Annotated in this window: 21 protein-coding genes and 2 pseudogenes; 20 read left to right on the top strand and 3 right to left on the bottom strand. The window is 60.2% G+C overall.

What is annotated here, in order from left to right; translation table 11 throughout:
• Window positions 1-8: 8 nt before the first annotated feature.
• The 7 genes from fghA (at window position 9) to rpoS (ending at window position 6,011) form a co-directional block, all read left to right on the top strand.
• The gene (gene fghA / locus ACIPQ1_RS09605) at window positions 9-854 is read left to right on the top strand and encodes an S-formylglutathione hydrolase (protein ID WP_250965184.1); all 846 of its coding nucleotides are present in this window, start codon (window positions 9-11) and stop codon (window positions 852-854) included.
• 43 nt (window positions 855-897) lie between these two features.
• Entirely contained in the window at window positions 898-1,371 is a 474-nt protein-coding gene (gene ispF / locus ACIPQ1_RS09600) for a 2-C-methyl-D-erythritol 2,4-cyclodiphosphate synthase (RefSeq protein ID WP_057451684.1), read from the top strand.
• The gene (truD, locus tag ACIPQ1_RS09595) at window positions 1,368-2,426 is read left to right on the top strand and encodes a tRNA pseudouridine(13) synthase TruD (protein WP_446534011.1); all 1,059 of its coding nucleotides are present in this window, start codon (window positions 1,368-1,370) and stop codon (window positions 2,424-2,426) included. The genes ispF and truD overlap by 4 nt, the downstream gene beginning before the upstream one ends.
• A complete protein-coding gene (surE, locus tag ACIPQ1_RS09590) occupies window positions 2,414-3,163 on the top strand; it encodes a 5'/3'-nucleotidase SurE (RefSeq protein WP_186705514.1) in 750 nt (249 codons plus the stop codon). The genes truD and surE overlap by 13 nt, the downstream gene beginning before the upstream one ends.
• 41 nt (window positions 3,164-3,204) lie before the next feature.
• Window positions 3,205-3,840 (top strand): protein-L-isoaspartate(D-aspartate) O-methyltransferase, encoded by a 636-nt coding sequence (locus tag ACIPQ1_RS09585; RefSeq protein WP_170862085.1) that lies wholly within the window; start codon window positions 3,205-3,207, stop codon window positions 3,838-3,840.
• 211 nt (window positions 3,841-4,051) lie between these two features.
• Complete coding sequence (locus tag ACIPQ1_RS09580; protein WP_250965180.1) at window positions 4,052-4,897, top strand: peptidoglycan DD-metalloendopeptidase family protein; 846 nt, start codon at window positions 4,052-4,054, stop codon at window positions 4,895-4,897.
• A gap of 106 nt (window positions 4,898-5,003) precedes the next feature.
• Entirely contained in the window at window positions 5,004-6,011 is a 1,008-nt protein-coding gene (rpoS, locus tag ACIPQ1_RS09575; protein ID WP_003198289.1) for an RNA polymerase sigma factor RpoS, read from the top strand.
• A gap of 1,349 nt (window positions 6,012-7,360) precedes the next feature.
• Here rpoS and fdxA read toward each other — a convergent pair.
• The 3 genes from fdxA to ACIPQ1_RS09560 form a co-directional block, all read right to left on the bottom strand.
• A complete protein-coding gene (fdxA, locus tag ACIPQ1_RS09570) occupies window positions 7,361-7,684 on the bottom strand; it encodes a ferredoxin FdxA (protein ID WP_250965178.1) in 324 nt (107 codons plus the stop codon).
• Window positions 7,685-7,826: 142 nt separating this feature from the next.
• On the bottom strand, window positions 7,827-10,394 hold the full coding sequence (gene mutS / locus ACIPQ1_RS09565) for a DNA mismatch repair protein MutS (protein ID WP_434572064.1): 2,568 nt from the start codon (window positions 10,392-10,394) through the stop codon (window positions 7,827-7,829).
• A gap of 663 nt (window positions 10,395-11,057) precedes the next feature.
• Window positions 11,058-11,411, bottom strand: a complete 354-nt coding sequence (locus ACIPQ1_RS09560) for a DUF6124 family protein (RefSeq protein WP_186705517.1) — start codon at window positions 11,409-11,411, stop codon at window positions 11,058-11,060.
• A 542-nt stretch (window positions 11,412-11,953) separates the two neighbouring features.
• Between ACIPQ1_RS09560 and ACIPQ1_RS09555 the strand changes: the two genes are divergently transcribed.
• The 13 genes and pseudogenes from ACIPQ1_RS09555 to ACIPQ1_RS09495 all read left to right on the top strand — a co-directional run bounded on the left by ACIPQ1_RS09555 (window position 11,954) and on the right by ACIPQ1_RS09495 (window position 19,362).
• On the top strand, window positions 11,954-12,688 hold the full coding sequence (locus ACIPQ1_RS09555) for a LexA family transcriptional regulator (RefSeq protein WP_028237204.1): 735 nt from the start codon (window positions 11,954-11,956) through the stop codon (window positions 12,686-12,688).
• Between the two features lie 461 nt (window positions 12,689-13,149).
• Window positions 13,150-13,305, top strand: coding sequence for a Com family DNA-binding transcriptional regulator (locus ACIPQ1_RS09550; RefSeq protein ID WP_250965190.1), 156 nt, complete (start codon window positions 13,150-13,152; stop codon window positions 13,303-13,305).
• Between the two features lie 40 nt (window positions 13,306-13,345).
• Entirely contained in the window at window positions 13,346-13,987 is a 642-nt protein-coding gene (locus tag ACIPQ1_RS09545; protein ID WP_250965176.1) for a hypothetical protein, read from the top strand.
• 21 nt (window positions 13,988-14,008) lie between these two features.
• Window positions 14,009-14,108, top strand: a pseudogene (locus ACIPQ1_RS09540) (Com family DNA-binding transcriptional regulator); the annotation flags it as partial.
• A 43-nt stretch (window positions 14,109-14,151) separates the two neighbouring features.
• Window positions 14,152-14,796: a hypothetical protein gene (locus ACIPQ1_RS09535; RefSeq protein ID WP_446534010.1), complete on the top strand. Its 645-nt coding sequence runs from the start codon at window positions 14,152-14,154 to the stop codon at window positions 14,794-14,796.
• A 46-nt stretch (window positions 14,797-14,842) separates the two neighbouring features.
• On the top strand, window positions 14,843-15,193 hold the full coding sequence (locus ACIPQ1_RS09530; protein ID WP_123342521.1) for a phage holin family protein: 351 nt from the start codon (window positions 14,843-14,845) through the stop codon (window positions 15,191-15,193).
• Window positions 15,194-15,229: 36 nt separating this feature from the next.
• Window positions 15,230-15,742 (top strand): hypothetical protein, encoded by a 513-nt coding sequence (locus tag ACIPQ1_RS09525; protein WP_446534009.1) that lies wholly within the window; start codon window positions 15,230-15,232, stop codon window positions 15,740-15,742.
• A gap of 8 nt (window positions 15,743-15,750) precedes the next feature.
• A pseudogene (locus ACIPQ1_RS09520) lies at window positions 15,751-15,939 on the top strand (phage late control D family protein); the annotation flags it as partial.
• Window positions 15,940-16,217: 278 nt separating this feature from the next.
• Window positions 16,218-16,802: a phage tail terminator protein gene (locus ACIPQ1_RS09515; RefSeq protein WP_446534008.1), complete on the top strand. Its 585-nt coding sequence runs from the start codon at window positions 16,218-16,220 to the stop codon at window positions 16,800-16,802.
• Window positions 16,799-16,981, top strand: a complete 183-nt coding sequence (locus tag ACIPQ1_RS09510; protein ID WP_186705535.1) for a DUF2635 domain-containing protein — start codon at window positions 16,799-16,801, stop codon at window positions 16,979-16,981. The genes ACIPQ1_RS09515 and ACIPQ1_RS09510 overlap by 4 nt, the downstream gene beginning before the upstream one ends.
• Window positions 16,981-18,477, top strand: a complete 1,497-nt coding sequence (locus ACIPQ1_RS09505) for a phage tail sheath subtilisin-like domain-containing protein (protein ID WP_446534007.1) — start codon at window positions 16,981-16,983, stop codon at window positions 18,475-18,477. Before ACIPQ1_RS09510 ends, ACIPQ1_RS09505 begins: the two co-directional genes overlap by 1 nt.
• A gap of 244 nt (window positions 18,478-18,721) precedes the next feature.
• Complete coding sequence (locus tag ACIPQ1_RS09500) at window positions 18,722-19,069, top strand: phage tail tube protein (RefSeq protein WP_003198314.1); 348 nt, start codon at window positions 18,722-18,724, stop codon at window positions 19,067-19,069.
• On the top strand, window positions 19,066-19,362 hold the full coding sequence (locus ACIPQ1_RS09495; RefSeq protein WP_045155211.1) for a phage tail assembly protein: 297 nt from the start codon (window positions 19,066-19,068) through the stop codon (window positions 19,360-19,362). Before ACIPQ1_RS09500 ends, ACIPQ1_RS09495 begins: the two co-directional genes overlap by 4 nt.
• Window positions 19,363-19,396: the final 34 nt, after the last annotated feature.

Raw genomic sequence — 19,396 nt, 5'->3', positions numbered from 1 at the left:
GGTCGGTCATGAGTCTGGAAAACATCTCTTGCCAGAAAAGCTTCGGCGGCTGGCACAAGCGTTACCGGCACCGTTCCGATGTGCTGGGTTGTGACATGGTGTTTGCCGTGTACCTGCCGCCGCAAGCGGAGCAGGGCGGCAAGTTGCCGGTGCTGTATTGGCTGTCCGGGCTGACCTGCACCGACGAGAATTTCATGCAAAAGGCCGGCGCCCAGCGCATGGCCGCCGAGCTGGGCCTGATCATTGTCGCGCCGGACACCAGCCCTCGTGGCGCCGACGTGCCCGGCGACCCGGACAATGCCTGGGACTTCGGCCTGGGGGCAGGTTTTTATCTGAACGCCACGCAGGATCCGTGGGCGCGGCACTATCGGATGCATGACTACGTGGTGCAGGAATTGCCGGCGCTGGTCGAAGCGCATTTCCCGGCTTCGGACAAACGCGGCATCAGCGGTCACTCCATGGGCGGCCACGGTGCGCTGGTCTGCGCCTTGCGCAACCCGGGGCGTTACCGTTCGGTGTCGGCTTTTTCGCCGATCAACAACCCGATGGATTGCCCATGGGGCCAGAAGGCTTTCTCCCGTTACCTGGGAGAAGACCGCTCGAAATGGCGGGAATGGGATGCCTGTGCATTGATTGCCGAGGCGCAGGAGAAGCTGCCATTGCTGGTAGACCAGGGCGATCGCGATGATTTCCTGGCCAACCAACTCAAGCCCGAAGCGTTGCAACAGGCGGCCAAATCCGCCGATCATCCGTTGGAGCTGCGCCTGCAACCAGGCTATGACCACAGCTACTTCTTCATCGCCAGCTTCATTGACGACCACTTGCAGCATCATGCGCGCGCTCTAAACGCCTAATGCAGGTAGAATCACGCCCTGACAAAAATCGGGGCGTTTTTTTATGCGTATTGGCCACGGCTACGATGTTCACCGTTTCGCTGAAGGCGACTTCATTACTCTGGGCGGCGTGCGGATCGCACACGGCTTCGGGCTGCTCGCGCATTCTGACGGTGATGTCCTGCTGCATGCCTTGAGCGATGCATTGCTCGGTGCCGCAGCCCTGGGTGACATCGGCAAGCACTTCCCCGACACCGACCCGCAATTCAAGGGTGCCGATAGCCGCGTGCTGTTGCGCCATGTGGTCGCGCTGATCCATGCCAAGGGCTGGAAAGTCGGCAATGTCGATAACACCATCGTGGCCCAGGCTCCAAAAATGGCCCCGCATATCGAGGCGATGCGCCAGTTGATCGCCGAGGATCTCCAAGTTGAGTTGGACCAAGTGAACGTGAAAGCCACCACCACCGAGAAGCTGGGTTTCGTCGGTCGCGAAGAAGGCATTGCCGTCCACTCCGTTGCCTTGTTGCTGCGCCCATGACCGAACTGGAATTGTTGGGGCCGCGGGCCTACGGCGAGTCGTTGGGCAGCGCGGTACTCAAGGCCAGCGCTGAAGATTTCCAGGTCGATGAAGTGCTCGACATCCCGTTGACCGGCGATGGCGAACACTTGTGGATCTGGGTTGAAAAGCGCGGCTTGAATACCGAAGAGGCCGCCCGGCGAATCGCCAAGGCCGCCGGCGTGCCGTTGCGCACCGTCAGCTATGCCGGGCTCAAGGACCGTCAGGCCCTGACCCGCCAATGGTTCAGTGTGCAATTGCCAGGCAAGGCCGATCCCGACTTGTCGGCGGCAGAGAACGACACGCTGAAAATCCTCAAGACCGCACGCCATCGGCGCAAGCTGCAAAGGGGTGCGCACTCGGCCAACGGTTTTACCTTGCGCCTGACTCAATTCAAGGGCGACGCGGCGGCGATCGACGCGCGGCTGCAACAGATTATTCACCAGGGCATCCCCAACTATTTTGGCGCCCAGCGCTTCGGCCATGACGGCGGCAATGTCGTCGATGCTCGTGCCTGGGCCGCGCGCAAGGCATTGCCAGAACAGCGCAATGTGCGCTCGCGGCTGTTGTCCACCGCCCGCAGTTTCCTGTTCAACCGGGTGCTGGCGGCGCGGGTCGTCGACGGGACCTGGCAGCGTGCCCAGGTAGGCGATCTACTCGCCTTCACCGACAGCCGCAGTTTCTTCCCCGCCGGGGAGGCTGAGTGCAGCGATCCGCGCCTGGCGATTCTCGACTTGCACCCGACCGGACCCCAGTGGGGCGAAGGACCTTCGCCCGCCGCTGGCGTGGTCTTCGAGTTGGAGCAGGCTATCGCCGAAGGCGAAGCGGATTTGCGCGACTGGTTGATAAACGCGGGAATGAGTCACGAACGTCGCATCCTGCGACTGCCCATTGGCGGGCTGTCGTGGCATTATCCCTCGCCTGACATTCTGCAACTGGAATTCGTCCTGCCGGCCGGATGTTTCGCCACTGTATTGGTGCGCGAACTCGTCGATCTGGTGCCGGTGGGGCAGACGGACAGCCCATGCGTATTCTGATTTCTAACGACGACGGGGTGACAGCACCCGGTCTTGCCGCGCTTTATGCTGCGCTGGCGGATTTTGCCGAGTGCGTGGTCATCGCCCCGGACCAGGACAAAAGCGGCGCCAGCAGCTCGCTGACGCTCGACCGTCCTTTGCATCCCTGCTATCTGGACAACGGTTTCATCAGCCTCAACGGCACCCCGACCGATTGCGTGCACCTGGGCCTCAACGGCTTGCTGGAGCGTGAGCCGGACATGGTGGCCTCGGGCATCAACCTGGGGGCCAACCTGGGGGATGACGTGTTGTATTCCGGCACGGTTGCCGCTGCCCTGGAAGGTCGCTTCCTGGAAAAGCCGTCGTTCGCCTTTTCGTTCGTATCCCGGCAGGTCGATAACTTGCCGACCGCCGCCTACTTCGCCCGAAAACTGGTCGAAGCCCATGGCGAGTTGGACTTACCGCCACGCACGGTACTGAACGTGAATATCCCCAACCTGCCGCTCGATCACATCCGTGGCATCCAACTCACGCGCCTGGGCCATCGTGCCCGCGCCGCCAAACCGATGCACGTCGTCGACCCGCGCGGCAAGGCCGGTTACTGGATCGCCGCCGCCGGCGATGCCGAGGATGGCGGGCCGGGCACTGATTTCCATGCGGTGATGCAAGGTTATGTCTCGATCACGCCGTTGCAACTCGACCGTACCTTCAACGATGCCTTCCGAAGTCTCGATGGCTGGCTGGAGGGGCTGCGCTGATGGCTCGTGAGCAAGACGATATGCTGCGCCGTGGAATCGGCATGACCTCCCAGCGCACCCGTGAACGACTGATCCAGCGTCTCTACGAAGAAGGCCTGTCCAACGCCCAAGTGTTGGAGGTGATCCGCCGCACGCCGCGTCATTTGTTCGTCGATGAAGCCCTGGCCCATCGCGCCTATGAAGACACGGCGTTGCCGATTGGCCACAACCAGACCATTTCCCAGCCGTACATGGTGGCCCGCATGAGCGAGTTGCTGCTGGAGGCGGGACCGCTGGACAAGGTGATGGAGATCGGCACCGGTTCGGGTTACCAGACGGCGGTGTTGTCGCAACTGGTCGAGCGGGTGTTTTCCGTGGAGCGGATCAAGGTCCTGCAGGATCGCGCCAAGGAGCGCCTGGTGGAGCTGAACCTGCGCAACGTGGTGTTTCGTTGGGGCGATGGCTGGGAAGGTTGGCCGGCCTTGGCGCCCTACAACGGCATCATCGTCACCGCCGTGGCCACCGACGTGCCTCAAGCCCTGTTGGATCAGCTCGCCCCCGGTGGACGGCTGGTCATCCCGGTGGGTGCCGGCGAGGTTCAGCAACTGATGCTGATCGTGCGCGAGGAACACGGTTTTTCGCGACACGTCTTGGGGGCGGTGCGGTTTGTGCCGTTACTCAATGGACCGTTGGCCTGAGCATTTATATACAGACGCTGAATTCCGTGGCAACGCCTGTGTCTTACAGCGGTATCGATTCGCTGAACAGAGCCCAATGGCGTCGAGCAAACGTGTGCGGTGGTGAATTGCGCTTCATTAATAGAGGCGCAGTCGTCGCCAGCTATATTTGTATGAACGCTGCCTGGACAGGCAGCCTCCAATTTTTCAGCCACCACAAAGGGAGCGGCGGGTGAGTCTCACAGTCATTGCGCAGCGTATGGGTATCACGAGCTTTCAGCGCCTGGTGACTGGCCTTGTCTTGAGCACTTTGCTGGTCGGTTGTTCCAGTACGCCGTCGAGCAATGTCCGGGTTGTCGATCGCAACAGCGCAACACCTCAACGTCCTACGGTAACGACCGGCCAATATGTAGTCCGTCGCGGCGATACGCTGTTTTCCATCGCTTTTCGCTACGGCTGGGACTACAAGGCCCTCGCGGCGCGGAACAACATTCCTGCGCCTTATACGATTCACCCCGGTCAGACGATTCGCTTCGATGGCCGTAGCGGTTCAACGCCTACCGCGGTGGTGACGCAGTCGGGTTCGACGCCTTCATCGTCGAGCAAAACCACAGTCATCCGCCGGCCAGCGGGGGCTGGAACGGCTGTAGTACCGTCCGTCGCGAGCAAACCGACCCCTGTTCCGATGCCTCCCGCAGGCCCCGCCCCGACAGGCTGGGGATGGCCTTCTAATGGCGTTCTCATTGGAAAATTCTCTTCAAACGGTAGTTTGAATAAAGGAATTGATATCGCCGGGGATTTGGGACAGCCTGTTTTAGCTGCGTCTGATGGCACGGTTGTGTACGCCGGGAGTGGTTTGAGGGGCTACGGCGAACTCGTCATCATCAAACACAGCGATACCTACGTCAGTGCCTACGGTCACAACCGCAGGCTGTTGGTTCGGGAGGGGCAGCAGGTCAAGGTCGGACAGACAATTGCCGAAATGGGATCAACGGGAACAGACCGGGTGAAACTGCATTTTGAGATTCGCCGGCAAGGTAAACCAGTCGATCCGCTGCAATTCCTGCCACGTCGTTGATTTGATTGTCAGCCTGTTCCGTCACGTAGAGGGAACAGGCTCCAGCGTTGCCAAGGATAAAGGCGTCGCTCGAGCTTGAGGTCGAACTCACCAAAGGACTATAACAATGGCTCTCAGTAAAGAAGTGCCGGAGTTTGACATCGACGATGAGGTTCTCCTTATGGAGACCGGCATCGCTATGGATTCGATGTCGAATGATGAAGGGGCGACTCCACCTTCCGTTCGTGCCAAATCCAAACACTCCGCTTCACTTAAACAACATAAGTACATCGATTACACCCGGGCGCTGGACGCCACTCAGCTGTACCTCAACGAAATCGGTTTCTCGCCACTGCTCTCCCCCGAGGAAGAAGTTCATTTTGCGCGGCTGTCGCAAAGTGGTGACCCGGCCGGTCGAAAACGCATGATTGAAAGCAACCTGCGCCTGGTGGTGAAAATCGCCCGACGCTACGTCAATCGCGGGCTTTCGCTGCTGGACCTGATCGAAGAGGGCAACCTGGGCCTGATTCGCGCCGTCGAGAAATTCGACCCTGAGCGCGGCTTCCGTTTCTCGACCTACGCCACCTGGTGGATCCGCCAGACCATCGAACGGGCGATCATGAACCAGACCCGGACGATCCGGTTGCCGATTCATGTGGTCAAGGAACTGAACGTCTACCTGCGGGCTGCCCGTGAGTTGACCCAGAAACTCGATCATGAACCTTCACCTGAGGAAATCGCCAACCTGCTGGAAAAACCGGTGGGTGAGGTCAAGCGCATGCTTGGGCTTAACGAGCGGGTTTCCTCGGTGGACGTTTCCCTGGGGCCGGACTCGGATAAAACCTTGCTGGATACCCTCACGGACGATCGGCCCACCGACCCGTGTGAACTGCTTCAGGATGATGACCTGTCCCAGAGCATCGACCAATGGCTCTCGGAGTTGACCGACAAGCAACGGGAAGTGGTGATTCGCCGCTTTGGCTTGCGGGGGCACGAAAGCAGCACGCTTGAAGATGTCGGGCTGGAGATTGGGTTGACGCGTGAGCGGGTCAGGCAGATCCAGGTTGAAGGTCTCAAGCGTTTGCGAGAGATCCTGGAGAAGAACGGCTTGTCGAGTGAGTCGTTGTTTCAGTAACACCCAGGTAAGTGCAGCAGAAACGCGCCCTGACTGGCGGTGATGCTGTGCAGTTTGAAAAAGCGGTGCTTCCCAGAAATGGGAAGTGCCGTTTTTTTGGGCTTGGGTTTAGGGGGATATCCGTTTCAAAACGGGGTGGCCTTGTAGCCGACCTGGTTCTTGGTGAGACCGCGTTTCCCCTGTGGAGCGGGCTTGCTCGCGAAGGCGGCGTTACAGTCGATGATGATTGAATGTACTGGCCCCATCGCGAGCAAGCTCGCTCCCACAAGGGGACTGGGTGCGCATGAATTTTATGTCTGCTGAAAATCCAATGTGGGAGCGAGCTTGCTCGCGATAGCGGTGGCTCAGTCAATGAAGATTGAAATGTGTTGGCCTCTTCGCGAGCAAGCCCGCTCCCACAGGTTTTGCGGTGTGTATGGGTTTTGTGTCTGCTTTAGATCCAATGTGGGAGCGAGCCTGCTCGCGATAGCGGTGGCTCAACCACATCAGTGCCGGCCTGTGCCCCGCTCTTGCTCTTGCTCTTGCTCTTGCTCTTGCTCTTGCTCTTGCTCTTGCTTTGGATCTTGATCTTGATCTGGGCGCCCCGTTAAACCACGCTGGCCGAACGCAGGCATTGCGCAGTGGGCATCCCGGCATGGATGCCGGGTTAGCCGCGCTGGGCCATGGATGGCCCTTCGCGGCGGCCCACGGAGCAATGCCGGAGTGAGGGCACACCGAGCCTAGGCGAGGTGCCGAGTGGTGGGGCAAAGCGCTTTTGGTTACTTTTGGCTGGTCCGGCTCCCGGCTTTTCCAAAAGTGACCCGCCGTCAGGGCGGAACCCTAAGTGGCCGTTACCGCAGCAATGGATATACACACCAACCTTGAACCCCCTTCGTAAAACGATAGACCAACAGGTTCGAAGCTTCTGCGTTTCCAGAGGGTCGCTTCCCCAACCCAGCTCCATTTATAGGTTCAGCTTGTAAGCTTTTGCCGAGTGTTACGTAAGCGATCGGTTCCCCTGCACCGGGATAGACTGCTATAAACGCCGTGATCTTTTCGTATTCACCTGATTTATAAGGGAAATTATTTGGTGAACATAGTGTGACAGAGCAACCCACCTGTATCACCCGCGTTGCACTCGCCTGGGAAGACACTAATATCAGCCCTGTGTCGACGGACAGACACACCCGTCAAGGACGATGGGAAGGAAGGACATCGCAGGACGCGATTCATCAGGACGATGAATAGGATTAAAGGGATTAGGGAAAAAATGTGGGCGGGTCAAACCGCCCCTTTTTTTTGCCTGCGATTTCTTGATCCGAAAAAGCAAAAAGGCCCGCAAGGGGCCTTTTCGACGAACGCAGGGATGATCAGCGTTCCAGGTCTGCGATCTTGCCAGTCTTGCCATCCCACTCTTCGGCGCCTGGCATAGGGTCTTTCTTCTCGGTGATGTTCGGCCAGATGTCCGCCAGCTCGGCGTTCAGCTCGATGAAATTTTCCATGCCAGCGGGCACTTCATCTTCGGAGAAGATGGCCACGGCAGGGCATTCCGGTTCACACAGGGCGCAGTCGATGCACTCGTCCGGGTGAATGACCAGGAAATTCGGCCCTTCGTAGAAGCAGTCCACCGGACACACTTCTACGCAGTCGGTGTACTTGCACTTGATGCAGTTGTCGGTGACGACGAAGGTCATTTCTAATTCTCTCCTCAGGCGGCTGTCGCGAAGCCCCTTCACGGCGGGGTCGCGAGGTTTGGGAGCGGTAGTCTGCGAACCAGGCTAATAGCCCGCAGCATCCCAAACCGCGCGAGATTCTAACAGCTTGAAAGCCTGTGCGTTAGATCCGTGTCTTCAATGTATAGAGCAATTCGAGTGCCCGACGTGGCGTCAGGTCGTCCACATCGAGCTTGGCCAGTTCATCGAGCACCGGATGCGGCAGGCTGGCGAACAGGTCGCTTTGCTGTGGCGCGGCCGGTTTGCCTTTGGTCGGGCGTGGTGCTTCGTGGGGCAGGCTGGTGGTTTCCAGGCGGCTCAGGTGCTCGCGGGCACGGCTGATCACTTCGCTCGGCACGCCGGCCAGTTGCGCCACCGCCAAGCCGTAGCTCTGGCTGGCCGGGCCGGGCAGCACGTGGTGCAGGAAGACGATGCGCTCGTTGTGCTCGGTGGCGTTGAGGTGAACGTTGGCCACCAGCGGCTGGCTTTCCGGCAACACGGTGAGTTCGAAGTAATGGGTGGCGAACAGCGTGTAGGCCCGCAGGTGCGCGAGGCGTTCGGCCGCGGCCCAGGCCAGGGACAAGCCGTCGAAGGTGCTGGTGCCGCGGCCGACTTCGTCCATCAGCACCAGGCTGCGTTCGGTGGCGTTGTGCAGGATATTCGCGGTTTCGCTCATTTCCACCATGAATGTCGAGCGTCCACCGGCCAGGTCATCACTGGAGCCGATCCGGGTAAAGATGCGGTCCACCAGGGACAACTCGCAACTGGCCGCCGGAACGAAGCTGCCAATGTGGGCCAGCAGCACGATCAACGCGGTCTGGCGCATGTAGGTGGATTTACCGCCCATGTTCGGACCGGTGATCACCAGCATGCGGGTGTTGTCGTCCAGGCTCAGGTCGTTGGCCACGAACGGCGTGGTCAGGACTTGCTCGACCACGGGATGACGACCCTGGCTGATGCGCATGCATGGTTCGCTGACGAAGCGTGGGCAGTTGAGGTCCAGGTTGAGCGCGCGTTCAGCCAGGTTGCTCAGCACGTCCAGTTCCGCCAGGGCGCCGGCGGTGTCCTGCAAGGGCGGCAATTGGCTGATCAGATCCTCGAGCAGCGCTTCGTAGAGCATCTTTTCCCGGGCCAGGGCGCGACTCTTGGCCGACAGCGCCTTGTCTTCAAACGCCTTGAGTTCCGGGGTGATGAAGCGCTCGGCGCCCTTGAGGGTCTGGCGGCGGACGTAGTCAGCCGGGGCTTGCTCTGCCTGTTTGCTTGGCAGTTCGATGAAGTAACCGTGAATTCGGTTGTAGCCGACCTTGAGGTTGGCCAGTCCGGTGCGGGCTTTTTCCCGGGCCTCGAGGTCGATCAGGAACTGGCCGGCGTTCTCGCTCAGGGCTTGCAGCTCGTCGAGTTCGGCGTCGTAGCCGGTTTTCAGCACGCCACCGTCACGGATCACCGCCGGCGGGTTGTCGATAATGGCTTTTTCCAGCAGCGCGGCCAGCTCCGGGTAGGTGCTGGTGGTTTGTGCCAGTTGTTGCAGGTGCGGCGCTTCGAGGTCGGTCATCGCCACCTGCAGTTCAGGCAACGCGCCGAGGGCATCGCGCAAGCGCGCCAAGTCACGGGGACGGGCGTTGCGCAGGCCGATACGGGCGAGGATCCGCTCGATGTCGCCGATTTCCTTGAGCTGCGGTTGCAGCTGCTCGAAGCGATAGCGGTCCAGCAGGCAAGTAATGGAAGACTGGCGCGCTGTCAGTACCGTCAGGTCCCGCAGAGGACGGTTCAACCAGCGGGTCAGCAGGCGGCTGCCCATGGCGGTCTGGCAGCGATCGACCACCGATTGCAAGGTGTTGTCGCGCCCGCCGGCCAGGTTGGTGTCCAACTCCAGGTTGCGTCGGCTCGCGCCGTCCAGCACCACGGTGTCATCCAGGCGCTCGTGACGCAGGCTGCGCAAGTGGGGCAGGGCGGTGCGCTGGGTTTCCTTGGCGTAGGCCAGCAGGCAACCGGCCGCGCCGATGGCCAGGGTCAGGTTCTCGCAACCGAAGCCCTTGAGGTCCTGGGTGGAAAACTGCTGGCAGAGACTTTTCAGCGCCGAGTCGCGCTCGAAATCCCACGGTGCCCGTCGACGTACGCCACGGCGTTTTTCCGCCGGCAGGTCTTTGGGCCAGTCATCGGGAATCAACAGCTCTACCGGATTGACCCGCTCCAGCTCCGCCAGCAGGTTTTCCCAGCCCTTGATTTCCAGCACCGAGAAATTGCCACTGGTGATGTCCAGGACCGCCAGGCCGAACAGGCGCTCATCGCCCAGCACCGCGGCGATCAGGTTGTCCCGGCGTTCATCCAGCAAGGCTTCGTCACTGACTGTACCCGGTGTGATGATCCGCACGACTTGGCGTTCGACAGGCCCTTTGCTGGTGGCCGGGTCGCCGACTTGCTCGCAGATCACCACGGATTCGCCGAGCTTGACCAGCTTCGCCAGGTAACCTTCCGCCGCGTGGTAAGGAATCCCACACATCGGTATCGCCATGCCCGCCGATTGCCCACGTGCCGTCAGGGTGATGTCCAACAGCTTGGCGGCTTTCTTCGCGTCCTCGTAGAAGATCTCGTAGAAGTCCCCCATGCGGTAGAACATCAGCTGATCGGGGTGCTGGTTCTTCAGGCGCCAGTATTGCTGCATCATCGGCGTGTGGGAGGACAGGTCGTTCACGGCGGTATTCATGGGTGTCAGGGAAGCTCGTTGAAAGGTGTGGGGCAAAAGGAGGGGCATTGGCCCGGCTTTTCCGCGATGGGCGCAAGGTTAACATGGGTGGTCGGGGGGGACCCAGTTTGGGATTGGGTGTATATCCGTTGCCGCGGTAACGGCTACTTATGGTTCCGCCCTGACGGCGGGTTACTTTTGAAGAGCGCAAAAGTAACCAAAACGCTCCTGCCCCACCACTCGGTGCCTCGCCTAGGCTCGGCATGCCTGAACGAAGGCATTGCTCCGTGGGCCGCCGCGAAGGGCCATCCATGGCCCAGCGCGGCTAACCCGGCATCCATGCCGGGTTGCCCACTGCGCAATACCTTCGTTCAGCCATCGTGGTTAACGGGGCGCGCCAGATCAAAAACAAAACCGAGGCGGCCTGATAGCCGACCTGGCTCTCCCGGTCGTACATCCATCATATCTGTGGGAGCAAAGCTTGCTCGCGAGGCGGCCTTACAGCCGACCTGTCTCTCCGGCTGTACTCCGATCCAATTGTGGGAGCGAGCCTGCTCGCGATGACGGCTGCCAATACAACTTAGTTGTAACTGGACTACCGCCATCGCGAGCAAGCTCGCTCCCACAGTGATGACTCGGGTTTCTCTTAGGCCGTGGCTTGCATCATGAGTGCTACCTCACCTCAACCACATCCAACGCCCGGTTCGCCAACAACTGGCTCAGCTCGATCATCTGTTGAACCCCCAGCAAGATATTCCGCCGCGAGCCTTTCAGGTCGAATGCCAGGTCACTGACCATGGCGTTGGCCGAGGCCAGGGTTTCGCTGAGGTTGGCGAGCAGGCATTCGGCGTCGACGTTGGGGGCGATGATGAAAAGGGTGTCGGGTGTGTCAGCGGTTTCCTTGTCGGTTTTCGGCTTGAGGTAATAGTCCAGGGCGCGGGTGGCCGCGTCGTCGAGTTTCTTGGCGTTGGCCGATTGGCTGCGGGAGACGTGATCGTCTGGGGGATTTGGAGTGTTCTTGCTCATGATGCTTGGATCCTCGAAGTGGGAGCCGTCACCGATTCGCTACTAAACGAAATGGGTGGCAGCTGTACGCAGGTTAGTAGACCGGGGATCCAAGAAACCGGCGCACCCGAGGGCGCCCTGCGCACAGCTACCATCGAATGCAGGAATGGGAATACCTGACTGGATGGAGCGATGTACATCTTGGAAATACCGGGCTACTAAACCCGATCACTGATGGGCAGTGACAGGATCAAAAGTACCGGTGGCCCCCAAGGCGCACAAGCCGGCGGATTCTGGCGTAGTTGTAGGCAGAGGCGCAAGAAAGCGTAGCCTTGTGACGCATATTTGAAGGACGGCTTTGGAGCCTTTTCCCAACGGCGTGTAGGGCGATTCCGTGGCGAGGGAGCTTGCTCCCGCTGGGCTGCGCAGCAGACCCTTTTGTGAGCGCTTCGCACTCAAGCGGGAGCAAGCTCCCTCGCCACAATGAATGCAACTGGTTGGAATTGCATATTTATGCAAAACAGCATTTGTCTTCTGCGAAAAGAACAAGCACTATGCGCGTTATGCAAAAACGCAACGTTTCGACCGTATTAAGAGCATTGCTCGATCAGCACGGGATCTCCCCCACGGAGCTTCACCGGCGTACCGGCGTGCCTCAGTCCACCCTCTCGCGGATCCTCAGCGGCAAGATCGTCGACCCTTCGGATAAACACATCTCGAAGATCGCCGAATATTTTGCCGTGAGCACCGATCAGTTGCGCGGGCGCGCCGACGTTGTGCCCGTCGGCAATGCCCGCCGCGACGAGCCGCATTCCGAACTCAAGGACATAAGCCTGTGGGACGACGAAACACCCGTCGAAGAAGACGAAGTGTCGGTCCCTTTTCTGCGTGAGGTTGAATTGGCTGCTGGATCAGGAAGATTCGTCATCGAGGAAAGCGAGCGCTCCAGCCTGCGGTTCGGCAAGCGCAGCCTGCGCCACAATGGGGTGCAGTTCGACCAGGCCAAGTGCGTGACGGTGCGCGGCAACAGCATGTTGCCGGTGCTGCGCGACGGCGCCACGGTTGGGGTGAATGCGGGCAAATGCGGAATCGGCGACATCGTCGACGGTGACCTCTACGCCATCAATCACAACGGCCAACTGCGGGTGAAGCAGCTTTACCGCCTGCCCACCGGCATCCGCCTGCGTAGCTTCAATCGCGATGAACATCCGGATGAGGACTACACGTTCCAGGAAATGCAGGACGAGCAGATCGTCATCCTCGGTCACGTCTTCTGGTGGGGCATGTACGCCCGTTAACCCCTCCGCTGTCAGATAAAACCCGCCGCTGCGCGGGTTTTTTTTCGTCTCCTGAAAACTGGCAACCCTCAGTGTTTCTGCGGGTTTCATGCGCTCATGCATTTGCCATGCATAAATAAATGCATTTACGCATTGACTGTATATGCATCCATGCATATTCTGTGTCCAAGCCGCTCGACAAAGCGGCTGGCAACAAAGCTCTTTAGTTCCACCAACAGGCAGCGATGAACCGGCCTTAACGGTTCAGAGGGTTGGCAACTGGCCCGGGTGTGCAGCGTAAAGCACCAGAAGCAGTTATCCGGCGGGCAGGGACCGCGGCCGGAGGAACAATTTGAATGGATCCGTACCGCGCCAGTCGCGCCGAAAGATCAAGCGCATTACTGAAAAGCCTGGGCAACCGGGCTTTTTGGAATGCCTGTGCCGCGAGGCACTTCAAACCGCCGCCAATGGGAGGGCTTTCGATGCTGAAGGATTTCAGATGCGGTCACTGTAAAAAACTTCTGGCCCGCGTGGGCGAGAACACCGAACTCCAGATCAAGTGTTCCCGGTGCGGGACGTTGAATCATGTGAAGGCCGTTGAGCTTCGAGTGAACGCCGTCGAGCGACATGAGCGTTAAAGCCGCGCAGTTCAAATTATCCGACTCAAAAGGTGATCTCATGAAAAAACTTACGATTGCTGCATTGCTGAGCTTGTTTCTATTTTCTGGTGCATCCGTTAACGCTTGGGCAGAAACCGCCCTGTCTTGGAACTTGGCAAAAGATGTGATCTTCGCAAAGGAGCGTATTGCGACAGGCTCGCCTTGGGCGTTCATGGAAAACGCCTCTGGCGTGAATAATCCCGACAACTACATCCTTCTGCCTTCGTTTACGGCCGATGTGTGTGGCGGAAAACCTGCGACCTGCTGGCAAGACATTCCATCCGGGGCTCATGTAACCGTTCACAAGGAAACCTATAACTACAGCGGGAACGGCAGCTTTACTGTTCCGCCAGGTAACGTGATTTTTCATCCAGGCATGAATAGTCAAACCATCATCCGCTGGACCAGCCCTGTCACTGGTGCCGTCAATATTCTGGGGCGTATCAACAGTATCCACAGCGCCTGTGGTGATGGTGTCGCATGGTCGCTTAATCAGGGCGGTGCGGTTCTGCAGTCGGGTAGCTTGGCCAAAGGTACGGGGGCTGTTTTTTCTCTTAGCAATGTACCTGTCACCGCCGCCTCACCCATTTACTTCGTCCTTGATAAAAAGACTAATTACTCTTGCGACTCAAGCACCATCGACATGCTGATTACCAAATAACATTTATCGGTATGTGAGAACACCGAACTCCAGATCAAGTGTTCCCGATGCGGAACGTTGAATCATGTGAAGGCCGTTGAGCCTCGAGTGGACGCCGGCGAGCGAACAGCGTGCGGAATAGATCCTGCACGCCGTACTCAATGACATCAACCGAGGTAAGAAAAATGAAATTGCTCAAAACAATCCTACTGGCGACTGCGTTTCTGTCGTCCTTCGTATCCCTGAACAGTTGGGCTGATACGGCCCTGTCGTGGAACCTGGCCCGGGACATGTACCTGATGACCGAAGCCACACCGGCCGGTTCGCCCTGGTCCTTCATGCAAAACAAATCGGGGGTAAACGCCTCGGCCAACTACACGCTCTTTCCGACGTTCCAGGCCGAGGTGTGTAACGGTAATCCAACCACTTGCTGGCGAGACGACGTCCCGGCTTCCTGGATCGCTATTCCCAAGAAGAGCTTCACCTTCACCGGCTCGGGCACCAGCTTCGTATTCAAACAGGGGGATGTGGTTGCGCATCCGGGCACCAACAGCCAGAGCATCTTCCGCTGGGCCAGTCCTGTCACCGGCAATATCAACGTACTCGGCCGGGTTAATGACCTGCATAACGCCTGCGGAGACGGTGTCGGCTGGTCGCTGAACCTGGGCGACACCGTGCTCCAGTCCGGGAGCCTGGCAAACGGCGGCAGCACTACCTTCATGTTGAACAGCGTCGCCGTCACGCCGACGTCTTCGCTTTATCTGGTCATCGATAGGAAAGCCAACAACTCCTGCGACGCGACCAGCCTCGACATGCTCATCACTCGATAGCGTGATCGATTCTCTCGTTCTTAACCCACCCCCCAGGAAGCCTGACATGACAAACGAGCAACAAGCGTTGCTGGACATGCCGATCTGGCTGGTCATCGTGCTCGCCCTGGTGGGCGGGGTGTCCGGCGAGATGTGGCGCGCCGACAAGGAGGGCGCCCGTGGCTGGCCGTTGCTGCGCCGCGTGGTTCTGCGCTCCGGTGCCTGCGTGGTCTGCGGCGTATCGGCAACGATGCTGTTGTACGCCCTCGGGATGTCGATCTGGAGCGCTTGCGCCCTGGGTTGCCTGACCGCCATGGCCGGTGCCGATGTGGCCATCGGTCTTTACGAGCGCTGGGTCGCCAAGCGGATCGGCGTGTGTGAAGTCCCTCCGCGAGACGTTCCTCCCGACCAGCCGTGAATCGACAGCGCTGATCCCTACACAAGGAGGCGATCAATGCCTGCCCTTATCGAAAAACCGTCGCAGTTGTTCTCGGCCATTGCCCAGACGCTGCGCGCCACTTATCCCACCTTGAAAGTCGGCAGCCCTCAGGCGTTCGATGGCACCGACGATCAACCCTGGATACTGATTGCCATCGAGCGTGATGCGCCCGGTCACCGCGCCAACAATGGGCATATCGCCCATGTCCTGACGGTTTCCCTGCAAGTGGTCATGGCCGTCCCGGGATGGGAGGCCTGCGATTTGGCCGCTGAGCTGAAGCACTTGGTGATGGATAACCGCTGGGGTCTGTCGGGCGATCAATGCGACTTGCCCACGGAGATCGATGGCCTGCCATCTACGTTCATCAACCCGACAAGGTCGTACACCGCCTGGACCCTTTCCTTCCGCCAAACCTTGTACCTCGGCCCGACGCTGATGGATGACCCGTTGGGCATCGCGAAGTTTGCCCGCATTTGGGAAGTGTCGAACATCGACGACCCGGACCAATACACCGCACTCGAGGGCTAAGCCATGGCGAAGCCCTCAAGGTAAAGATCGAATGCCCTGGCAACCCGGGGCTGTCCGCCGAAGGCATCGTACTGCTGGACCCGTCCTGGCCGGACTTCATGCGCGGTCGCTGGTCGATCGACAAAGTCACCGCCAGCGGCGACCGGGAAAAAAGCTACCGCTGCACCATTGACGCGACCTGCCTGGACGCCAAGGCCTGGCCCTACCCACCCTGTGGGAGCGAGCTTGCTCGCGATAGCGGTCTTGCATTCAACATCTCTGCTGCCTGAGACGCCGCCATCGCGAGCAAGCTCGCTCCCACAGGTTTTGTTCAGCGTTGCACATACCCCCGCGTCCAACCGAGTTCTTCTGTGGGAGCGAGCTTGCTCGCGAAGACGTCAGTACATCCAACATCAATGCTGCCTGACCCACCGCTTTCGCGAGCAAGCTCGCTCCAACAGGGTTCACTCGCACCTTCAGATACCGGAGCACCTCCATGAAGATCACCCCGATCCTCACGCAGTTGCGTGAGCAATGCCCCACGCTCGCCCGTCGCGTGGCCGCAGGCTTCGACGTTGCCACGCTGCAAGCCGAGGCCCCGCTGCAAACCCCCTGCGCCTATGTCCTGCCCACTGCCGACATCGCCAGCAAGAACGCGGCGCAAAACGTCACGTTGCAAGCGGTGCGTGATCGCTTCGATGCCGTGCTGGTGCTCGACGCCACTGACGCGACAAAAGCGCTGGATCTGTTGCACGACCTGCGGGCCGAACTGTGGCGCGCGCTGGTGGGGTTCAAGCCGGGCGCTGAGTACACCGGCGTCGAGTACGACGGCAGCGAACTGGTTTCCATCAACAGCAGCCGTGTGTTGTACCGGCTGCGCTTTTTCGCCGAGTTCCAGCTGGGCCGCAATCTGGCGAGCCAGCCTGCCGAAAGCTGGCACGAGCGTGAACTGGACGGCTTGTCGTCCTTTACCGGGGCCACCGTGCGGGTCGATGCCATCGATCCGGCGGACCCCAACCTGAAACGCCCCGGCCCCGACGGGCGCGTGGAACTGACTTTTTCTGGAGACGTAACCCCATGAGCAAACGCATCACCGTGCTGCCGGCCCCGGGCCGTGCCGTACCGGACCCGGAGGCGGGCGATCTGTTGCCCCTCGAGGGCCGTGAAGTGCCGGACAACGCCTGGTGGCGTCGACGTCTGGCCGATGGCGATATCACTACCAAAGCCGTGAAAGCGGCAAAAACACAGGGAGCCAAATAATGGCGATCGGATTCAGCAACATTCCCGCGGACATTCGTGTTCCGCTGTTCTACGCCGAAATGGACAATTCGGCCGCCAATAGCGCGTCGTCAGCCATGCGCCGGTTGATCGTCGCCCAGGTCAACGACAACGTCGCTCCGTCCGAGGTCGGCAAGCTGGTGCTGGTGTCCAGCGTCGCGCTGGCCAAGAGTATTGGCGGGCAGGGCTCGATGCTCGCCTCGATGTACGAGACCTGGCGCAAGACCGACCCGCTCGGTGAAATCTGGTGCCTGCCGCTGCACAACGTCGAAGGCGCCATCGCCCAAGGCGTTTTGACCCTCACCGGCGCCGCGACGCAAAGCGGCGTGCTCAACCTGTACGTCGGCGGTGTGCGCGTCCAGGCCGCCATCGTCAACGGCGCCACGGCAGCCCAGGCCGCGACTGCGCTGGCGTTGAAAATCAACGCCAGCGCCGATCTGCCGGTGACCGCTGCGGCCGCCGAAGGCGTCGTGACCCTCAGCGCCAAATGGACCGGCGACAGCGGCAACGACATCAGCCTGCAATTCAATCGCCTGGGCAAGAGCAATGGCGAAGACACCCCGGCGGGCCTGACCACCGCGATCACCGCGATGACCGGCGGCGCCGGTGTGCCGGACCAGACCGCTGCCGTCGCGGCCCTGGGCGACGAGCCCTTCGAGTTCATCGCGATGCCTTGGTCCGATGTGGCGAGCCTCAATACCTGGCAGGCGGTCATGGACGACAGCACCGGTCGCTGGTCCTGGGCCAAGCAGTTGTTCGGCCATGTCTACAGCGCCAAGCGCGGCACCCTCGGCACCCTGGTTGCGGCCGGCCAGGCGCGCAACGACCAGCACATGACCATCCAGGCGCTGGAGCTGGGCGTACCGCAACCGTTCTGGGTCCAGGCCGCTGCCTTGGCGGCTCGCACGGCGGTGTTCATCTCCGCCGATGCCAGCCGTCCGACCCAAAGCGGCAGCCTGCCAGGCCTCGATCCGGCACCGGCCAGTGAGCGCTTTACCCTGACCGAGCGTCAGTCCCTGCTCAATTACGGCATCGCCACGGCGTATTACGAAGGTGGCTACGTACGCATCCAGCGTTCCATTACCACGTATCAGAAAAACGCTTTCGGCCAGGCTGACAACTCCTACCTGGACAGCGAAACCCTGCACCAGTCGGCGTTCATCGTCCGCCGTCTGCAAAGCGTGATCACCAGCAAGTACGGTCGTCACAAACTGGCCGCCGACGGCACCCGTTTCGGCGCCGGCCAGCCCATCGTGACTCCGAGCACGATTCGTGGCGAGCTGATCGCCCAATACGCCAAGCTTGAGCTGGAAGGCCATGTGGAAAACGCCGAGCTGTTCGCCGAGCACCTGGTGGTCGAGCGCGACAGCCAGGATCCGAGCCGGGTCAACGTGCTGTTCCCGCCGGACTACATCAACGGCCTGCGGGTGTTCGCGCTGCTCAACCAGTTCCGCCTGCAATACGACGCCGCCGCCTGACCGTGGCAAGGGCGCTTGCTCCCGCCGGGTTGCAGGAGCTGTGTAGGAGCCTCCGAGCGAAGCGAGGCTGCGGTCTTTCCAACGCCAATTGAGTCGAGAGCGAAAGATCAAAATCAAAAGATCGCAGGCTTCGCCAGCTCCTACAAAGCCCAGCGGGAGCAAGCTCTCTCGCCACGTAAACAAACCTTAAGTGAACAGCACTGGCCCACCTTGCGTGGGCTTTTTATTGAAAGGGAGAAACACCATGGGTCAACTGATTGCGGGCACCTGCTACGTCAAAGTGGACGGCGCTCAACTGACCATCAATGGCGGCTGCGAAGCGCCACTGATGTTCACCAAACGTGAAACCGTCGTACCGGGTTTCTACAAGGAAACCGACATCGCCCCGTCCTTCAAGGTGACGGCGCTGCACACCGCGGACTTCCCGCTCAAGCAGCTCGTGGCCGGCACCGACATGACGGTCACCTGCGAATTCAACAACGGCAAGGTCTACGTGCTGGCCGGCGCCTACTTGGTGGAGGAGCCGGTGTCCAAGGGCGACGACGCCACCATCGAGCTGAAATTCGAAGGCATCAAGGGGACCTGGCAATGACTGACGTCGTGACGTTGCGCGTGGCCATCGAGGCCCACGGCGAGCCATTGAGCGAGCTGACCCTGCGCCGTCCGACGGTGCAGGAAGTGCGGGCGATAAAGGCGTTGCCCTACAAGATCGACAAGAGCGAGGAGGTGAGCCTGGACATGGACGTCGCGGCCAAATACATCGCGGTGTGCGCCGGTATCCCACCATCGTCGGTCAACCAGTTGGACCTGGCTGACCTCAATGCCTTGAGCTGGGCCGTCGCGAGTTTTTTCATGAGTGCGGCGTCGCAGCCATCGGCGACCTGATCGCCGCCGCCTATGACCTGGCCTGGTTCTGGAA

The sequence above is a fragment of the Pseudomonas sp. LARHCG127 genome (assembly GCF_052871455.1).
This window is presented reverse-complemented; position numbering and strand designations above follow the sequence as displayed.